This is a genomic window from Haloarcula sp. H-GB5, assembly GCF_054850705.1.
Window position 1 is genome coordinate 896,941 of the sequence record NZ_JBTWBG010000002.1, and the last position, 19,400, is coordinate 916,340.

The window sequence follows — 19,400 nt, forward strand, 5'->3', positions numbered from 1 at the left end:
GTAGGTGGATACGATAGCAGAGGTATATTCCGCGGAGCACCGTCTGCTCCCCACTGCACCACCGATGTCGAACCCAGAATCTCCCGAACCCGGTGACTTCGTTTCGGACCCGCTCGGCCACATCCAGTCGTGGCTCTCGCGGACCGCGACGGTGTTGAGCGGGTCAGCAGTTCCGACGGCGAACTACGACCCCAGTCGCCACGGGACACTGGTCGAATTCGACGGTCTGGACGGCTACAACGAGGTCGACCGCTACTGGCTGAACGCTCCCTTCGCCTTCGCCTCTATCAATCACGATCCCGACCGCGACGAGCACCTGTACCACGTCGTCGAGCCGTCGCTGAGCGACATCGAGCGGGAACTGCTCGACCGCCTGTTCGAGGACATCCGCATCCCGCTCATCTACCGCGACGACGTCGACACCGACCCGGAGCGCGTCCTCGCCGAGGAACTCGAAGCCAGGCTGGAGGAGTACGGCGTCGTCATCGAGCCCGAGACGTTCTACCGCCTGTTTTACTACCTGCATCGCTCGTTTCAGGGCTACGGTCACATCGACCCCCTGATGCACGATCCTGACATCGAGGACATCTCCTGTGACGGAGCGAACCTTCCCATCTTCGTCTACCACGACGGCTACACGGACATCGAGACGAACATCGCCTACGACGCCGACGAACTGAACGACTTCGTCATCCAACTGGCCCAGCGCTCGGGGCGACACGTCTCCGTTTCGGACCCTGTTGTCTCCACGACGCTCCCGGATGGCTCCCGTATCGAGCTGGCGCTCGGCGAAGAAGTGACCCCTCGTGGCTCCGCGTTCACCATCCGGAAGTACGCCGACGAGCCGTTCACACCCATCGAACTGCTGGAGTACGGCACGTTCTCCGTCGAGATGCTGGCCTACCTCTGGCTTGCCATCGAGTCCAACAAGTCGCTCATCTTTGCGGGCGGGACGGCGGCCGGCAAGACCACGTCGATGAACGCGCTGGCGATGTTTCTCCCGCCCCGATCGAAAGTACTCTCCATCGAGGACACCCGTGAACTGTCGCTGTACCACGACAACTGGCTCTCCTCGGTCACCCGCGAGCGGCTGGGTGACTCGGACATCACGATGTACGATTTGCTGCGGTCCGCGCTCCGGCACCGCCCCGAGTACATCATCGTCGGCGAAGTTCGTGGCGAGGAAGCTATCACGCTGTTTCAGGCAATGAACACTGGGCACACGACGTTCTCGACGATGCACGCGGACTCGGTCCAGACGGTCATCAATCGGCTGGAGAACGAGCCGATCAACGTCCCACGGCCGATGGTCCAGAGCCTCGACATCCTCTGTGTCCAGGTGCTGGCCCGCTCGGGCGACGAGCGCGTCCGTCGTGCGAAGACGCTCGCCGAGATCGAGGGGATCGACCAGCGGACCGGCGAACTGGACTACTCGACGACGTACAACTGGCGGGCCACCGAGGACCGCTTCTCTGAGAACAACAGCGAGCTACTGGACGAAATCCGCGAGGAGCGCGGCTGGACGCAGTCGGAGCTGCTGACCGAACTCCGCAACCGCCAGCGGTTCCTCCGCTATCTCCAGTCCGAGGGCATCACTGACTACCGGAAGTTCACGGCGATGGTCAACAAGTACTACGCGGACAAAGAGCAGGTCATGGCAAACATCGACGACGACGCGATAGCCTGACATGGCGCTGAACCCGCTCGGTCTGGCACCGCTCGCCGTTGTCGTCGGGATTCTCGGGTTAGTCGGCTATAGCACTGTCAACGAGCGCTTCGACCGCAACGTCACGCGGCTGTCCCGACGGCTCTTCGGCCGGTACGTGGGCCAGTCGTCCGAGCGGGAACGCCAGCTCGAAGCCGCCTACGTCGACGAGACGTACCGCGGCTACGCTGCCAGAACGCTGGTGTACGCCTGTGTGGGAGCCGTTGGCGGAGCTATCACCGGGGCGTACGCTATCGGCGGCCTGCTGTTGATTCTGCCGGCGCTGGTGAACCTCGCACAGGGGCTCCCCTCGACGATGGTGAACGCCTTCGGCCTGCGAACGTTCGAGCTCGTGTTGTCGCCGACACAGACGCTGTACATCCTCATCGGCGGCGGTGTGCTTTCGGGCGCGGCGACGGCCGGCCTCACGTACCTCTACCGCTGGGAACGGCTGAAAAATCAGGCGGACGTGCGGAGCCGGAATATCGACGAGGGAATGGCTCGTACCATCGCGTTCATGTACGCGCTCTCTCGTGGCGGCATGTCCTTCCCCGACGTGATGCGTGTGCTGGCCCGGAATCAAGAGATCTATGGCGACACGGCCAGAGAGGTCGGCGTCGCCGTCAGAGAGATGGACCTGTTCGGCCGGGACATGATCTCGGCGCTCGAACACGTCTCCCGGCGGACCCCCAGCGAACAGTTCAAGACCTTCACCGAGAACCTCTCCAGCGTCCTCCAGAGCGGCCAGTCGCTGGCCCCGTTCCTCCGCGAGCAGTACGAGCGCCATCAGGAGGAAGCCGCCGAGCGTCAGGAGGACCTGCTGGAACGGCTGGCCACGGTCGCCGAGGCGTACGTCACCGTGTTCGTCGCCGCCGTGCTCTTCCTGATGACGATTCTGCTCGTCTTCGGCCTAACGACGACGGACACGCTCTGGCTATTACAGATGATGGCGTATCTCGTCATCCCGCTGGCCAACGTCGGGTTCATGGTGTATCTCGATAGCAAGCTTCAGTCGCTGGGAATCGGGAGCGGCGGGACGACGGACATTTTGGACCGGTACGAAACGGCGACACTCGGGAAACCCAGTCTGGGGACCGGCCGGCTCGGCCTGACTGACGGCGGTGTCGTCCCAGCCGACGAGGCGAACTGGCTCCGCCTCCGGTTCTACGACCGCATCAAGTCGCTCCGGGAGCTGCTTAGCTCCCCGATCCAGTCGCTCGTCTGGAACCCGGTGTACGTTCTCTACCTTGCCATACCCGTCGCGGTGGTGCTGTTGCTCGTCCGTTCCCCCGTGGCGTTCCAGACGTCGTCTGTTAACATCCGCATCCTCGACGACCTCGTCATCCAGTCGCTCCTGCTGATTCTTGGGCCGTTCGCGCTGGTGCGGTTCATCTACACCCAGCGGCTCTCGCGTATCGAGAACGCGACACCGGATCTGCTCGAACGGCTGGCGAGCCTGAACGAAGCCGGGATGACTGTCGTGGAAAGCCTCCGACGTGTCCGGGGCAGTGACATCGGCGTCCTCACGCAGGAGATGCACCGCATCTGGGCTGACATCAGGATGGGCGCGAACGTCGACGACGCCTTGGTCCGGTTCGGCCGCCGGGTCCAGACCACGGCGATAACGCGGATCGTCACGCTGCTGACCCACGCGATGCACGCCTCCGGCCAGCTCGGCCCGGTGTTCCGCATCGCGGCGACCCAGTCGCGGGCCGACCTCCGGCTGAAGCGGCGACGACGCCAGCAGATGCTCACCTACCTCGTCGTCATCTACGTCGCCTTTCTGGTGTTTCTCGTCATCATCGTTGCCGTCCAAGAGGTGCTCGTCCCGAGCCTCCCCTCCAGCGTACCGACGCCGGCCGGGGAGTCGAACCGCCTCGGCGTCAACGTCGACCAGTTCGCTCGCTTCGGTCGCGTCGACAAAGCCGCGTACACGCTCGTGTTCTTCCACACCGCCCTCATTCAGGCGGTCCTGACCGGCTTCATCGGCGGTCAACTCGGCGAGGGGACGCTCAAGGACGGCGCGAAACACGCCGCGATTTTGCTGGGCGTCGCCTACGTCGCGTTCATTCTCCTCTCCTCACCGGTCGCATCGATGACGGTCACCAGCCCCGCTGTCTCCGGCGACCAGATAACGGTCGAATCGGCATCGCTGTCAGAGGGTGGGTTCATCGTTGTCAGGGAGTTCGAGGAAGACGGTAGAGTGCTCGGGACCTCCGAGTACCTTCCGTCGGGGTCCCACAGCGATGTACAGATAACGCTTGACCGGCCGCCGTCGACCGGCCAGTCGATCGTGCTCGTCGCCCATCAGGACACCAACGGGAACCAGCAACTCGACTACCCCTTCGGCAGCAATTCAGGGTCGCCGGACCGGCCGTATGCGTCGTCGACGGCCGGCGAGAACGTCACCGTCGAGTACACGGTCGAGTGACGCTGGATTTACGGTGCCGAATCGGGTAGGAGGCGCTGATGGAGTTCGCCGCCTTCGCCGACCGCGCCGAAGCAATCGAAGCCGAGAGTGCCGACACCGCGATAACCGAGGCGGTGACCGACCTGTTCACCGACGCGGGGCCGGACCTCTCGACGCTCGCTCGCTTCGTACAGGGCCGGGTGTTTCCGGCCTACGAGTCCCGCACGCTCGACATCGGGCCGCGGCTCTGCTACGAGGCGATTGCCCGAGCGGCCGGTCAGAACGTCAGCGCCGACGACGTGGAACAGCGCCTCGCCGACATGGGGGAAATCGGTGCTGTCGCAGCCAGCTACGACCTCGGCGGCCAGCAGGGCCTCGCCGCCTTCGGCGCTGGTGGCGGAGGGAACGACGCGCTGACCGTCGCGGAACTCGACACCGAGCTACGGGAGCTGGCCGCTGTTGACGGCAGCGGGAGCCAGGGGACGAAAGTCGACATCCTCTTTGGCCTGTTCTCGCGGTGTTCGTCGACGGAAGCCGGCTATCTCGCCCGACTCGTCCTCTCGGAGATGCGTATCGGTGTCGGCGAGGGGACGGTCCGAGACGCCGTCGCGGCCGCTTTTGACGTGTCCGTCGAGGCCGTTGAACGGGCCGTGCAGGTGTCGAACGACTACGGCATGGTCGCCGAAGTGGCTCGCGACGAGGGCGAGTCCGGACTGTCGACCGTCACTCTCGAAATCGGCCGCCCCGTTCAGGCGATGCTGGCACAGTCGGGTTCGGTCGCCGGTGCGCTCGAAGACTGGGACCGTGCCGCGGTCGAGTGGAAGTACGATGGCGCTCGCGTCCAGGTCCACTTCGACGGCGAGGACGCGCGGCTGTTCTCCCGAAACATGGAGGAAGTCACCGACCCGCTCCCGGAGGTCGTCGATACCGTCGAGTCGACGCTGGACGCACCGGCAATCCTCGACGGCGAGGTGGTCGCGGTCGACGCCGACGGCGACCCGCTCCCGTTTCAGGAGGTGCTGCGGCGCTTCCGGCGGAAACACGACGTGGCCGCGGCCCGTGAAGACGTGGCCGTCCGTCTGCACGCTTTTGACTGCCTGCACGCCGCCGGTGAGGACCTGCTCGATGCCTCACTGGAGACGCGCCACGACCGTCTCGAATCACTGTTCCCGGCTGACAGCGATGTTGTCTCCCAGATGTGGCTGTCAGGCGACTCCGAGGAGATTGAAGACTTGGAAGCTGAGGCCCTCGCCGCCGGACAGGAGGGTATCATGCTGAAAGACCCAACAGCGGCGTACTCGCCCGGCAAGCGGGGCAAGCACTGGCGCAAGCGCAAACCCGACGTGGAGACGCTCGACTGCGTCGTCACCGGTGCGGAGTGGGGCGAGGGCCGCCGAGCGAACGTGCTCGGCTCGTTCGAGCTTTCTGTCCGAACCGACGACGGCTACGCCACCGTCGGGAACGTCGCGACTGGCATCACCGACGAGGAACTGGACGACCTGACCGAGCGGTTCGAACCGTACATCCAGAGCGAGGACGGCCGCGACGTAGTGCTCGACCCGGCCGTCGTTTTCGAGGTCGGGTACGAGGAGATACAGGCTTCGCAGTCCTACGCCTCGGGCTACGCGCTTCGGTTCCCGCGGTTCCTCTCGGTCCGCGAGGACAAGACGCCTGACAGCGCTGACTCGCTGGAGCGTGTCGAGCGACTGGCCGAGTCACAGTAGCGCCGCTGGGCCGTTTCGAGACGGACCGACACGCGTAATGGGCGTCTCCGAGAACACCCGCTCATGACAGTCCGACACGACGGCATCACCGCGGAGTGGCTCGGCTACGCGACCCTGCGGCTGGAAGGCGAGGAGACGGTTGTCTACTTCGACCCTGGCCGGTACGGCGTCCTGACTGGCGAGTGGGAACCAGACACGCCCGGTATCGGTCACCCGCCGACGCAGGACTACGCCCCGAAAGACGGCGACATCGTCTGTGTGACCCACATCCACCACTACGACCCCGACGGCATTCGCCGCGTCGCAAGCGAGGACGCCACCGTCGTCGCGTTCGAGGGCATCAACGTCCACGCCACCGACCGCGACCTCGACCGTCTCGCCGATCTCGACTACGAGGTCCGCAAGGTGTCGATGGAGGCTGACGTGCTGGTCGACGACGTTCCCATCTGGACGATGCCGGCGTACAACCACGAGGACGGCCGAAATGTGAAAGACGACGGCAGCCCGATCCACCCGAAGGGCATCGGCTGTGGCTTCCTCGTCTCCTTAGACGACACCCGCGTGTTCTGGCCCGGCGACACCGACGTGCTGGACGGCCACGCCGAACTCGACGTGTCGCTGTTCGTCCCCTCTATCGCAAAGAACTACACGATGAACCGCCACGAAGCCGCTGACCTCGCCGAAGAGATGGACCCTGACCTCGTGTTGCCGATGCACTACAACACGTTCGAGTCGCTAGAAGCGGACTCCGGTGCGTTTGCCGAGGACGTCGCCAAACGCGGGGTCCCGGTCGTCTTGGACGAAAGCTAGCTGGTGCAACAGCCAGACCACGTGACCTGAGACGACGGGCACCCAACTTCACCTGTCAGTCAAAACAATATTAAATCGCTCATAGGAACACGACTGTGATGGAACGCTCCAGCGACCGAGCAGGGGAGGCACGGTCCTCGACTGATCAAGCTCCCTCGTTTGGGCACCTACTGCTAGTTTGGGTCCTCATTGGGTCGTCCCTCTGGTCTCTCGGTGCTACGGTGGCTGATGCGATTCAGGTCGAACTTCCGCTATCGACGATGGGGACAGGCTTGTTGTTCGGAACGGTCGTCGTCGTGCTGTTCTGGACAGTCGGCTTCCACCCCTCACTCGCGGCCAGTTTCGGGTATTTCGTTACCGAACAGGTCATCAACATAGTCCTGCTTTTCGGTGCCATCTTTCTCTTCGTTCCGCCCTCTACACCGTGGGCCACGGCTGTGCTCCAGTTCAGTTCGATCTGTCTCGCTGCGACGCTGGTGTTTACGCCCGTCGGGAAGCAGATACGGAACTCTTTCCGGCGATCTGTCCGTTCTTTGCTTAAACTACCGCCCCAGAAGCAGTCGGCTAACAACGATTGATCGGTCGCCACGTAGAATCGGGCTAAACGCGGTTTGACTCGCTGCTACTCAGATCGCGGATATCGTACGCCTCCGACTGCACCGACCCTTCATTTGACAGAAAACACTTACCGAGCGACTGGAGTTAGACTGTCAATGCCCTCCTCCCGTCGGCGATACCTTCGTGGCTGTGCCGCGACCCTCGGACTGGCAACCGCTGGTTGTCTGGGTTCGAACGAGTCAACGGAACCAACGCCGGCGAAAACCAGTACAGCGCCGGAATCAGAGACTGGGACTGCCACCCCCACACAGAGCGGGCAAACGGAATCGTTTGTCGCCTGGCAGCAGTCGCTCGAATCTAAAGTCACGGCCCAACCAGCCAGTACGGACAACAGCGTCTACGTCGGCACAAAGTCGGGAACCGTCAAATCACTTGCAACTGCTGACGGGAGCCAGCAGTGGTCCTACGGCGCGAACGAACCCATCCGCTCGCAACCGAGACGTGTCGGGAATACCGTATTCGTCATAAGTGGGAAAGAGGGGCTGTACGAGGACCACGTCGTCGTGGCACTCGACGCCGAAAACGGCTCGAAGCAGTGGACGTTCGCTCCCGGAGAGTGGTGGCTGGAGTTGCTTGGCGCGGCCGGGAAGCGAGTGTACGTCGGAACGAACACTGACGCCCGGGCAAAGCAGGGACAGACGCTCTATGCACTCGCCGTTTCTGATGGGTCGGTACAGTGGTCCGGCGAAGTCGGCAATCAGTACGAGGGGGTCGTTCGAAACGGGACGATATACGTGGCCTCGCGCGGCCGATTCTACGCGTACGACACTGAGACCGGTGAGCAACGGTGGGCCAACGACGTCTCGGACTACTACTCCCAGACGATGGTCGCCACCGACGACACGCTCTGTTATGCTGCTGATATGGACGAGACTCGGGGCACGCTACTCGGCGTGGATTCCGACACTGGGGAGACGCTCTGGACCCACGGGGAAGGGTCCATCGCATCGACGACGCTCCACGACGGGACGCTCTACGCTGGTGGGACACACGTCGCCGCGCTCAACCCGACGACTGGCGAGCAACGGTGGCGAACGGACCAGTCCGGGGACGTCCAACAGGCCCCGGTTCAGGACGGGACTCTCTATACGGGTGGCGACGTGGTTCGCGGTCACGACAGTAGTACCGGCAAACTGGACTGGACGTGGAGACCGGAGACGAATATTAAAGGGGTGGTGCCGGCGGCAGTCGTGTCAGATACGCTGTACGTGGACTCGTGGGCGTACGGCGATCCACGGAATCGATTCAAATTCGCGCTCAATACGACGGCAGGAACGAAACGGTGGGCGTTCGATGTCGAGAGCGATCTGACCGATCTGTCTGTCGACGAAAAACGGGCGTACGTCGCCGCTGACGATACTGTGTACGCGCTGGAATAACCGGAAAAACGTCTCGCTGACGCTGTTTCTACAGCACGCCCATCTCGTCCAACCGCTCGGGCAGGTAGGTCTCTGTCACGAAGTCGAGCCCCCGAGACGCGAGCGCCTGCTGCTCGGCCTTCTTATTGATGTCGAGCTGGAGTTCGATCTGCTCCTCCCAGAAGTCGGTCTGGAAGCGCGGGTCCTCCAGTTCGCTCTCCAGGGCGTTGACGTCGGAGTCCGACAGCGGGTCTGTCGGCAGTTCGTACTCGACGATGTCTTCGGGGCGGATACCGATGAACTGCGCTTCGGGTGTCGCCAGGTACTCCGAGAGATGGGCCGATTTGATCGAGCCGTAGGAGACCGACCCGAAGATACGGTACGACCACGGGTCACCGTCAGTGAACACCGTGACCGGGAGGTCGAGTTCGTCGTGGAGGCGCTTGATGAGCCGCCGGGTCGCCCGCGCGGGCTGACCGCCGAGGTGGACCACCAGCGCGTCGTACTCGTCGTCGAAGCCGTTCTCGACGAGTCGGTCGCGCATCCCACCGGTCTCCACGCAGAGGACGAACTTCGCGTCGTTGTCGAGGAATTCGATGGTGTCGGGGTTGTTCGGGATCTGGTAGCCGCCCTGCCCCACGTCATCCTGACAGTGGATCTCGCGGTCCCCGCGGTTGGTCTGCTCGCGGAGGAGCAGTGGCCCCATCACCTTCGCTCCGGACTCCTCCGGGCGCATGTGGAAGTCCTCGCGTTTGACGTCGGAGACGATCTCCAAGTCCTCGATGAGGTTGTTCGACTCGTCCTGTGTGTTGAACTGGGCTTCGTCGAGGTCCCAGGACTCCGAGAGGTAGTACAGTTCACGCAGGGTCGAGGAGCGGTCTTCCTCCAGTTGCTGTGAGAGGAAGTCGATGGTGTAGACTGCCTTCAGGATCTTTTCGGCCCCGGATATCGTCTTGGCCGACCGCGTAGAGTTCCGGTCGCCGTACACCCAGACCTGCTCGTCCTCGTCGAAGACGATGTTGGACTTGGTCCGGGTAGGAATCGTCATTGTCGGGACCTCGCCGTCGGCGAACTGGTCGTAGAAGTCCGCCGCGAGGTCGATGAGTTGCTCGCGCGCTTCCTCGGTGTCGGGTGTGGTGTCTGAGTCGGTGCTCATATCAGGCGTTCACCGTAAGTTTCTCTTCTTCGATGCCGTCGACCGAGACGGTGAACTCGGCCTCGCCAGTCACGCTGTATTCGAGGACGGCCGTTTCACCAGCCCCGACGGTCGGGGACCACTTGACGAACCACTCGCCGTCCATCTCGACAACTGTCGCACCGTTCGTGTCCTGCGGTTCGGCGGTGACGATGTCGGTCAGCTCCACGTCCGCGTTCGTGTCGTCGTTGTTCTCGATTCGGACCCGGACCGTGTCGTCCTCAACCTCGCGCTCGACGAGGACGTTGTTCATGATGCGGGCCAGCGAGTCGTCGATGTGTAGCTCGTCGTTGTCGGTGACTTCGGTGAGCTTCTCGGCCATCTCCGGCAGGATGGTCGCCAGCTTGTCCTGTTTCTCGCGACGCTGTTGCATCGAGCGGCGCTTGTTCAGGTAACTTTTGAGCTCGCGGGCGGCCTCCCGGATGGCGAGTTCGATCTCGTCTTCCATCTCGGGGACATTCGCGATGGCGTCCTTGGACTCGCTGGTGAAGGGCACGTTCGTCGAGGCGACGTGGACCATGATGACGGCCGGCCCCTTCGGGATGCCGGAGCCGCCGGGCTGGTCGAGGTTGTAGTTGCGCCAGCGGATGGACTTCACGACATCGGTGGTCGCACAGGCCCCGCGCTGGTACACCAGCGGGACCCGGTTGGCGAACCGCATCACATCAACTGTCCCCTCGCTTTCGAGTTCACCGCCGTAGGCGATACCGGCCTCAACGATGAACGGGTCGCCGCCGTGGACCGACGCATCCCGCGTCGAGGCGGCGTAGAAGTCCGCGTCGAACTCCTTGCGAAGTCCTTCCTCGACGAGTTCCGCGCTGATCGGGGAGAGACAGTCCGTCGGCGGCGCGATGATGTCTGTCTCGCGCATCGCCGACAGCAGTTCGCTCGCCGTATCGCGGTCGTCGGCGATATCGGAGACCTTTGGCGGCTCCTCCGGGACACCCTCGGCGGCCGTCCAGAGCGCCTCTAGCACGTTCTCGCGGGCCGTCTCACCGAAGGTGGCGTCGTCTTGCTCCTCGGTCATGTCGGCCGCACGGTCGATGTAGCCCCGGAGTTCGTCGCGGGTCAGCCGGTGGCGGCCGTCGTCGTCGAATTTGTCGGCCAGTCGACTCGCCAGCCCCTCGATCGCGGCGTCGTCTTTGCGTTTCGTCGTTACCTCGTCGACGAGCGCGTAGAGATCGCTCGATAGGTTGTCGCTGACGGCACCCCAGGCGGCTTCGACGGCGTTTTCTCGAACTGTCGCGCCGAACGTCGTGTCGCCGTCCGCTTCGGCGTCTTCGGCCGCCGAATCGACGATAGCTTCGACCTCGTGGTACGCGACTCGGTCACGGTCGTGGATGGCGTCGGACACGGCGGCTGCGAACGTCGCAGTGGTCTCAGCGCCTTTGTTCGCCACGGCGTCCTCGACAGCGTGCTCGATGTCGGCGTCCTCGTTGACTTTCGGCGGCTGCCAGGCCATGCCGCGGCCGTAATGGCGGTCGTTGAAGTTCGCGATGACGCTGTCGGCGGTCTTCCCGCCGACGCGGGTGAACTCCTCCTGCATGAAGCCGGACACAGAGTACGAATCCGTCGCTTCGAGCATCTTCAGGAGCGTCCCCAACTCGACGCCGTGGGGGTGTGGGCGAATTTCTTCCGTCTCGTCGGGGAGTTCGGCGCGCTCGGCCCGCTCGAACTTCAGGGACTCGTCCAGCCCTGGTTCGTCGAATTCGATGCGGGCGTGGGGGTTGACCACAGCGGTGTCCTGAATGTAGTCCCGCAGTGTCGACCGGGCCCGCATGTTGGCCTCCATTTCCAGCTCGATTCGCGTCCCGTGAGGTCGCTCCCACGTTGTCGTCTCGTCGACGCTGATTTCGGGCTCATTGGTGTCCGTGTCGACGATGAGTTCGAAGTACTGTGCCTCGTCCTGTCCCTTCGGTCGGGACGTTATCTTTGCCGGCTTGCCCGACGTCAGCTGCGAGTAGAGCACAGCCGCAGAAATCCCGATTCCCTGCTGGCCGCGGTTCTGCTCTCTGGCGTGGAACCGGGAGCCATACAGGAGTTTCCCGAAGATTTTCGGTGCCTGTTCCTTCGTAATCCCGGGGCCGTTGTCCTCGACGACCAGTTTGTAGTAGTCGCCGGACTCCTGAATCTCGACGTAGATATCGGGGAGAATACCGGCCTCCTCACAGGCGTCGAGCGCGTTGTCGACGGCCTCCTTGACGGCCGTGACGAGCGCCCGGGCCTCCGAGTCGAAGCCCAGCATGTGCTTGTTCTTCTCGAAGAACTCGGCGATGGAGATGGCCCGCTGGGATTCGGCCAACTCCTCGGCGATCCCTTCGCCCTCGCCGAGTCGCGACTGATACGAGGTCATTGTCGTGCGATACGTACCCGCGTCGGGGTTAAAAGGTAATCGCCACCAGAGTGAAAGTGAAAACTGTCCCCGAAACCGCGGTCCCGCGCGCGTGCGGGAGCTTTATACGTCCCCCTCTATTAGGACGGGTAAGTTCCTATGTCAGGAGAGTCTGATGAGTACGGCGCAAAGTCGATCCAGACCCTCGAAGGGCTGGAAGCCGTCCAGAAGCGACCCGCGATGTATATCGGGTCGACGGACGCTCGTGGCCTCCACCATCTTGTCTATGAGGTGGTCGACAACGCGATCGACGAGGCGCTCGCCGGCTACTGTGACAACATCGACGTAACGATTCACGACGACGGTTCAGTCTCTGTCAGCGACGACGGGCGAGGTATCCCCGTCGATACCCACGAAGAGCACGGCCGCCCGGCCGTCGAGGTCGTGATGACGATCCTCCACGCGGGTGGGAAATTCGACAACAAGTCCTACCAGGTCTCCGGTGGCCTCCACGGGGTCGGGGTGAGCGTGGTCAACGCGCTCTCGAAGTGGCTCGAAGTCGAGGTCAGGCGCGACGGCGCGCTCTGGAAGCAGCGCTTCGACCACGGCAAGCCCGAGTACGACCTGAAGAAGGTCCGCGACCTCGAACCCGACGAAGAGACGGGGACGACGGTCCGGTTCTGGCCCGACGACGAAATCTTCGAGACCGGCGAGTTCAAGTTCTCGACGCTCTCGTCCCGCCTGCGTGAACTCGCCTTCCTCAACTCCGGCGTCGCCATCTCTATCCACGATGAACGCGACGGCGAAACGGAGACGTTCGCCTACGACGGCGGCATCCGCGAGTTCGTCGAATACCTGAACGAAACCAAGGACCCGCTCCACCGGAATATCATCTACTTCGAGGACGAAGAAGAGATCGCCGAGGGGCCGGTGCAAGTCGAAATCGCCATGCAGGGAACTGACGACCTGCAGGGGTCGATCCATGCCTTCGCCAATAATATCAATACACGCGAGGGCGGGACACACCTCACCGGATTCAAAACATCACTCACACGGGTCGTCAACGACTACGCGACCGACAATAATCTGCTCAAAGATCTGGACGATACACTCAAAGGCGACGACATCCGCGAAGGGCTGACGGCTGTCATTTCTGTCAAACATCCCGACCCGCAGTTCGAGGGGCAGACCAAGACGAAACTCGGCAACAGCGAGGTCCGTGGCATCGTCGAATCGGCGATGCACGACGGGCTAGCGACCTTCTTCGAGGAAAACCCCGATACGGCCGAAGCCATCGTCGGGAAGGCCGTCGAGGCCGCAAAGGCACGGAAAGCCGCACAGAAGGCCGAGGAACTCACCCGTCGGAAGTCGGCGCTCGACTCGACCGCACTGCCCGGAAAGCTGGCCGACTGTCAGACACGGGACCCCGAGGAAGCCGAACTGTTCATTGCCGAGGGTGACTCTGCGGGCGGCAGCGCCAAACAGGGCCGGAACCCGGACTTTCAGGCTATCCTCCCTATCAAAGGGAAGATCCTGAACGTCGAGAAACACCGGCTGGACCGGATTCTGGAGAACAACGAGATACGGAACCTCATCACTGCGCTCGGGACCGGTATCGGTGACGAGTTCGACATCGATGACCTGCGCTACGAGAAGATCATCCTGATGACCGACGCAGATGTCGACGGGGCGCACATCCGGACGCTCCTGCTGACGCTGTTCTACCGGCACATGAAGCCGCTGCTGGAAGCAGGCTACGTCTACGCCTCCCAGCCGCCGCTCTACCGGATCCGCTACCGCGGCAACACGTACGATGCGATGACGGATGCAGAACGCGACACGATCATCGAAGAGAAGTGTGACGGCAATCCCACGCAGGTCCAGCGGTTCAAGGGCCTTGGTGAGATGAACCCCGATCAGCTCTGGGAGACGACGATGAATCCCGACAACCGGATTCTCAAGCAGATCACCATCGAGGACGCCGCGGCCGCGGACAAGATGTTCAATATCCTGATGGGCGACGCCGTCGAACCGCGCAAGGAATTTATCAAGGAGCACTCGCCTGAAGCGGAGTGGGTCGACATATGAGTTCTGACGCGAACGACGCGAACGCCCCGGCAGAGCAGATCAAGCACGTCCGCATCGAGGACGAGATGGAGCAGTCCTACATCGACTACGCGATGTCGGTCATCGCGGGTCGGGCGCTCCCCGACGTTCGGGACGGCCTCAAACCCGTTCATCGGCGCATTCTCTATGCGATGCACGAGATGGGCGTCTCCTCGAACACCGCTCATCGGAAGTCCTCCTCGATTGTCGGCGACACGATGGGTGACTACCACCCACACGGCGACTCGGCCATCTACGACACGCTCGTTCGGATGGCACAGGACTTCTCGATGCGGTATCCGCTGATCGACGGGCAGGGGAACTTCGGGTCGATGGACGGCGATCCGGCGGCCGCCATGCGGTACACGGAAGCCCGCATGGCCCCCATCGCCGAGGAACTGCTCGAAGATATCGAGAAAGACACCGTCGACTTCTCCAGTAACTACGACGACCGCCTGCAGGAACCCGACGTACTGCCGTCGAAAGTACCGAACCTCCTGTTGAACGGGTCTTCCGGGATCGCCGTCGGCATGTCGACAAACATCCCGCCGCATAACCTCGGCGAACTGGTCGATGCAACGGTCCACCTGCTCGAAAACCCCGACAGTACGGTCGAGGACCTGATGGAGCACGTCAAGGGACCGGACTTCCCGACCGGCGGCAACATCGTCGGCCGCGACGCCATCTATTCGGCGTACGCGACCGGCCGGGGCCGTCTGCGAGTTCGCGCAGAGTATGAGGTCGACCCGGAGGAGGGTCGCATCGTCATCAGCGAACTCCCCTATCAGGAGAACAAGGCCCGCGTCGTCGAGCGTATCGCCGACGACGTGAACGAAGGAAAAATCGAGGGCATCTCCGACCTGCGGGACGAGTCCGACCGCAACGGCGTCCGGATAGTCATTGAACTCAAGCGTGGGGCAAACATCGACGTGGTCGAAAACCGGCTGCTCGACCACCATCTGGAATCCACGTTCGGCGTTATCAACCTCGCACTGGTCGACGGTCAGCCCAAGGTCCTCTCGCTGAAAGAGAGCCTCCAGCACTACATCGACCACCGCCGCGAGGTCGTCCGCCGGCGCTCCGAGTATGACCTCGCCGAAGCCGAGGATCGCGCCCACATCCTCGAAGGGCGGCTGAAGGCGCTCGAAAACGTCGAGGACGTGGTCGAACTCATCCGGAACAGCGAGGACCGCGACGCTGCCCGGTCGGGCCTGCAGGAGTCCTTCGAGTTCTCGGAGGATCAGGCCGCCCACATCGTCCGGATGCAGCTCGGCTCGCTCACTTCGATGGAATCGGCCGAAATCGAAGACGAGTACGAGGACGTGCAGAACACAATCGACTACCTCGAATCCGTCCTCAACAGCCGCGAAAAGCTCGACAGCGTCATCGCAGACGAACTCCAGGAAGTCAAAGACGATTACGACGACGACCGCCGGACGAGTATCATCGAGGACGAAGGCCAGGTCACCCACGAGGACCTCATCCCCGAAGAAGACTGCGTCGTTGTCATCACCGAGGACGACTACATCAAGCGGATGCCCGTCGAGAACTTCGATCCCCAGAACCGCGGCGGCAAGGGGATCATCGGGGCCGACCCCAAGGAGAACGACCGGGTTTCGAAGGTGTTCCGGGCCAACAGCCACGACTACCTGCTCTGTTTCACCAATCAGGGACAGGTCTACCGGCTCAAGACCTACGAGATCCCGGAAATGTCCCGCACCGCACGGGGCAAGTCCGCCATCAATCTCATTGACTTGGACGACGGCGAGGAACTGACCGCCGTTGTCTCGACCGACGAGTTCGGCGACGACGAGTGCATCACGATGGTGACCCGGAACGGCTACGTCAAGCGGACCTGCTGTTCGGAGTTCGAGAACATCCTCTCGACGGGGATCATCGCCGCCAAGCTCGAGGACGGCGACGAACTCATCGACGTGGACGTCACCGACGGCACCGGCGACCTCGTCATCGCCACGGAGGCCGGCATGACCATCCGCTTCAGCGAGAGCGAAGTCAGCGAGATGGGCCGTTCCGCACGCGGTGTCAACGGCATCAAGCTGCAGGGCGACGACAAGGTTGCAGGGATGGTTGCCACCGACGACGACGACTCCCGGTCGCTGTTGACCGTCACGGAACACGGCTTCGGGAAGCGGACCAAACTCGACGAGTACCGCACGCAGTCCCGCTACGGCAAGGGGCTCATCGACATCAAGACCGACGACCGCAACGGCCGCGTGTCGACGGCCAAGGCGGTCACCGACGAGGACCATCTTGTCATCATGTCCGAGCAGGGCCAGATAATGCGCATCCGCGCCGGCGACGTGTCGCAAGTCGGTCGGAACACAAAGGGTGTGACGATTATGGGACTCGAAGAGGATGACCGCGTGGCGACTGTGACAGTTGTGCCGGCAGAAACCGAAGAATAAGGGCCGATTCCCAGTCCCCAGTCCCGCGGTCTGGCTCGCCTTCTCTCCGTCTACACAGTTACAGCACGCGCTTGCCGAAGGCACTGGCGACGAGTTCACAGGCCAGTTCAGCGGTACGGTTGTGTTCGTCGAGAATCGGGTTCACCTCGACCAGTTCCATCGAGCGCATCTGGTCGTGGTGTTCGGCGACGTACTCCATCGCGATGTGGGCCTCGCGGTAGGAGACGCCGCCACGAACCGGCGTCCCGACGCCGGGGGCCTCCGTCGGGTCGAGCCAGTCGAGGTCGAGCGAGACGTGTATCCCGTCCGTCCCATCAGTGGCAATATCCAGCGCCTCGTCGACGACTTCCGGTGCGCTCCGGGCGTCGATATCAGACATCGTGTATGCCGTGATATCACTTTCTTCGATCAGCCGGCGTTCCCCGTCGTCCACATCTCGCAGACCGACGATAACGACGTTTTCCTCGCTCACCGCTGGCGTGTGCGCCCACTCGTGGTCCGAAAACTCACCGAGACCGAGGACGGCCGCCAGCGACATCCCGTGGATGTTCCCGCTGGGTGTGGTCTCCGGTGTGTTGAAATCACCGTGGGCATCGAACCAGATGACGCCCAGTTCCTCGTCCTCGCGGGCCGCACCGGCAATGGTACCGATGCCGATAGAGTGGTCGCCGCCCAGAACGAGCGGGAACCGCCCTTCCTGAAGAGTCGCGTCGACCGCCGTCGTCACGTCCTCGCAGACCTCTTTCGTTTCTCTGAAAAATTTTGCGCGACCGTTCTCTAAGCTCCCGGCGTCGGGGTCGCGCTCCTCCGGTCGCGGCACGGCGATGTCGCCGCCGTCGATACAATCGATACCGATATCCGACAACTGGTCGGCGAGGCCGCCGTACCGGATCGCTGATGGTCCCATGTCGACACCGCGCCGGTCGGCACCGAGGTCCATCGGCACGCCGAGCACGCGAACCTGTTGTTGCATACTATCGCCTCCACGGGCGGCGAATAAAGACCCAGCGTTGGATCGACGACAGGCGCGGCTTCCTATGTATACGGCGCACAGACCAGCTCAATGCCCTCTTCGAAGCTGATCTCCGGTTCCCAGCCCGTCGCCTCGTGCATCTTCGAGAAGTCAGCGCAGGTGTCGTGGACGTACACGTCCTCGGGAATCGGGTTCTCGACGTACTCCGGTTCGATGTCCGTTCCGAGTTCGTCGTTCAGCATCTCGACGACCGTGTTGAAGTCGTAGGCTTCGCCGGTTCCGAGGTTGTACACGCCGTTTAGCTCGTGCTCGGCGGCCAGGACGAGCCCACGGACGATGTCGTCGACGTGGGTGAAATCGCGAGTCTGCTCGCCGTCACCGTACAGCTTCGGTGCGTTGCCGCTGGCCAGGTCGTCGGCGAACTGGGCGATGACGTTGGCGTACTCACCTTTGTGTTCCTCTGCGCCGCCGTAGCCCTGATACACCGAGAAGAAGCGCATCCCGGCCAGCGTGAGGTCGTAGTGGTTCTGGAAGTACTCGGCGTACGTCTCTCGGGCCATCTTCGAGGCCTCGTAGCCAGTGTTGACCGTCACGTCCATGTCCTCCGGCGAGGGTTCGGTTCGGCTGCCGTAGATGGAAGACGTCGAGGCGTAGACGACGGTGTCACAGCCGTCGTCTCGGGCCTGCTCGACCGTGTTGACGAACCCCTCGACGTTCACGCGAGCGCCGTGGGTCGGATTGTCCTCGTGCATCGCGTAGGAGGAGAGTGCCGCGAGGTGGAACACGACGTCCACGTCGGTCGGCAGGTCGTCATCGAGGACGCTCTGTTCGACGTATTCTACGTCTTCTGATACGTTCTCGGGCGTGCCGAGGTACCCGTCATCTATGGCGACGACATCGTTGTTCTCGGCCAGTTTGTTCGCGAGGTTTGCCCCGATGAACCCCCCACCGCCGGTCACCAGAATACGATCATTTTCCATATCTGTGTCAGGTCAGCGATGCAATAAAGTACTAACGTTTTCCGCGATTCTAAGACGGTTCCAGACGGTTTACCGTCGCATTTAAGGACGGCTGTACCGAACAGGACATTATGTCATCTATCGAACTGACACCCAGTCAAAAGAACATTTTGCAGGAACTGGTAAATCTCTATCGGGAAAGTGAAAGCGCTGTCAAAGGCGAGGATATTGCCGAAAAAGTCGACCGAAACCCCGGTACGATCCGCAACCAGATGCAGAGCCTCAAGGCCCTGCAGCTTGTCGAGGGTGTTCCTGGCCCCAAAGGTGGGTACAAGCCCACCGCCAACGCCTACGACGCGCTCCAGATTCAGGACATGGACCAGGCTGCGGAAGTCCCGCTACGCCATAACGGCGAGCTCGTCGAACACTCGAACGTCGAGGAGATCGACCTGACCAGCGTCCACCACCCTGAGGAGTGTCGTGCGGAGATTCAGCTTCAGGGTACGATGTCCGAATTCCACGAAGGCGACTCGGTGACAGTCGGACCGACACCACTGTCGAAGCTCCAGATTATCGGGACGCTCGAAGGCAAGGACGACACCAACAACAAACTCATCCTCGCTATCGACGATATGCGGGCACCGGCGGGCGAACCGGAACACTAGTCCGTGTCTCTGGTTTTTTGAATTGTTTTTCTGCGGTCACCGGGGCCGCATCATACCGCATTGGTTCCGGATCTCGCCGGAGAATCCTTCCCCCGCTGAGAGGGATTTCAAAGGGTTTG

Annotated in this window: 13 protein-coding genes; 9 read left to right on the plus strand and 4 right to left on the minus strand. The window is 62.5% G+C overall.

Features of this window, described 5'->3' with window-relative positions; genetic code table 11:
• The first annotated feature begins 64 nt into the window (after positions 1–64).
• The 6 genes from ACYJ11_RS12645 (at position 65) to ACYJ11_RS12670 (ending at position 8,646) form a co-directional block, all read left to right on the plus strand.
• Positions 65–1,687, plus strand: a complete 1,623-nt coding sequence (locus ACYJ11_RS12645; RefSeq protein ID WP_188976504.1) for a type II/IV secretion system ATPase subunit — start codon at positions 65–67, stop codon at positions 1,685–1,687.
• 1 nt (position 1,688) lies between these two features.
• Complete coding sequence (locus ACYJ11_RS12650; RefSeq protein WP_461648026.1) at positions 1,689–4,136, plus strand: type II secretion system F family protein; 2,448 nt, start codon at positions 1,689–1,691, stop codon at positions 4,134–4,136.
• A 38-nt stretch (positions 4,137–4,174) separates the two neighbouring features.
• On the plus strand, positions 4,175–5,839 hold the full coding sequence (gene ligA, locus ACYJ11_RS12655; RefSeq protein WP_461648027.1) for an ATP-dependent DNA ligase LigA: 1,665 nt from the start codon (positions 4,175–4,177) through the stop codon (positions 5,837–5,839).
• Positions 5,840–5,902: 63 nt separating this feature from the next.
• Positions 5,903–6,649 carry an MBL fold metallo-hydrolase gene (locus tag ACYJ11_RS12660; RefSeq protein ID WP_461648028.1) on the plus strand — a complete coding sequence of 249 codons (747 nt, stop codon included), beginning with the start codon at positions 5,903–5,905 and terminating at the stop codon, positions 6,647–6,649.
• A gap of 98 nt (positions 6,650–6,747) precedes the next feature.
• Entirely contained in the window at positions 6,748–7,227 is a 480-nt protein-coding gene (locus tag ACYJ11_RS12665) for a hypothetical protein (protein WP_461648029.1), read from the plus strand.
• Between the two features lie 135 nt (positions 7,228–7,362).
• Positions 7,363–8,646: an outer membrane protein assembly factor BamB family protein gene (locus tag ACYJ11_RS12670; protein WP_461648030.1), complete on the plus strand. Its 1,284-nt coding sequence runs from the start codon at positions 7,363–7,365 to the stop codon at positions 8,644–8,646.
• 28 nt (positions 8,647–8,674) lie between these two features.
• Here the strand turns inward: ACYJ11_RS12670 and ACYJ11_RS12675 are convergent, their stop codons facing one another.
• Both ACYJ11_RS12675 and ACYJ11_RS12680 read right to left on the minus strand, forming a co-directional pair.
• Positions 8,675–9,781 carry a DNA topoisomerase IV subunit A gene (locus tag ACYJ11_RS12675; RefSeq protein WP_170097951.1) on the minus strand — a complete coding sequence of 369 codons (1,107 nt, stop codon included), beginning with the start codon at positions 9,779–9,781 and terminating at the stop codon, positions 8,675–8,677.
• A gap of 1 nt (position 9,782) precedes the next feature.
• Positions 9,783–12,173: a DNA topoisomerase VI subunit B gene (locus ACYJ11_RS12680; RefSeq protein ID WP_461648031.1), complete on the minus strand. Its 2,391-nt coding sequence runs from the start codon at positions 12,171–12,173 to the stop codon at positions 9,783–9,785.
• Between the two features lie 138 nt (positions 12,174–12,311).
• On the opposite strand from ACYJ11_RS12680, the gene gyrB reads away from it, so the two are divergent.
• Both gyrB and gyrA read left to right on the plus strand, forming a co-directional pair.
• Complete coding sequence (gyrB, locus tag ACYJ11_RS12685; protein WP_461648032.1) at positions 12,312–14,240, plus strand: DNA topoisomerase (ATP-hydrolyzing) subunit B; 1,929 nt, start codon at positions 12,312–12,314, stop codon at positions 14,238–14,240.
• Positions 14,237–16,684, plus strand: a complete 2,448-nt coding sequence (gene gyrA, locus ACYJ11_RS12690; protein WP_461648033.1) for a DNA gyrase subunit A — start codon at positions 14,237–14,239, stop codon at positions 16,682–16,684. The genes gyrB and gyrA overlap by 4 nt, the downstream gene beginning before the upstream one ends.
• Positions 16,685–16,742: 58 nt before the next feature.
• Here the strand turns inward: gyrA and rocF are convergent, their stop codons facing one another.
• Both rocF and ACYJ11_RS12700 read right to left on the minus strand, forming a co-directional pair.
• Complete coding sequence (gene rocF, locus ACYJ11_RS12695) at positions 16,743–17,657, minus strand: arginase (RefSeq protein ID WP_461648034.1); 915 nt, start codon at positions 17,655–17,657, stop codon at positions 16,743–16,745.
• 62 nt (positions 17,658–17,719) lie between these two features.
• On the minus strand, positions 17,720–18,637 hold the full coding sequence (locus ACYJ11_RS12700) for an NAD-dependent epimerase/dehydratase family protein (protein ID WP_461648035.1): 918 nt from the start codon (positions 18,635–18,637) through the stop codon (positions 17,720–17,722).
• 110 nt (positions 18,638–18,747) lie between these two features.
• Between ACYJ11_RS12700 and ACYJ11_RS12705 the strand changes: the two genes are divergently transcribed.
• On the plus strand, positions 18,748–19,281 hold the full coding sequence (locus tag ACYJ11_RS12705) for an Rrf2 family transcriptional regulator (RefSeq protein WP_004515710.1): 534 nt from the start codon (positions 18,748–18,750) through the stop codon (positions 19,279–19,281).
• Positions 19,282–19,400: the final 119 nt, after the last annotated feature.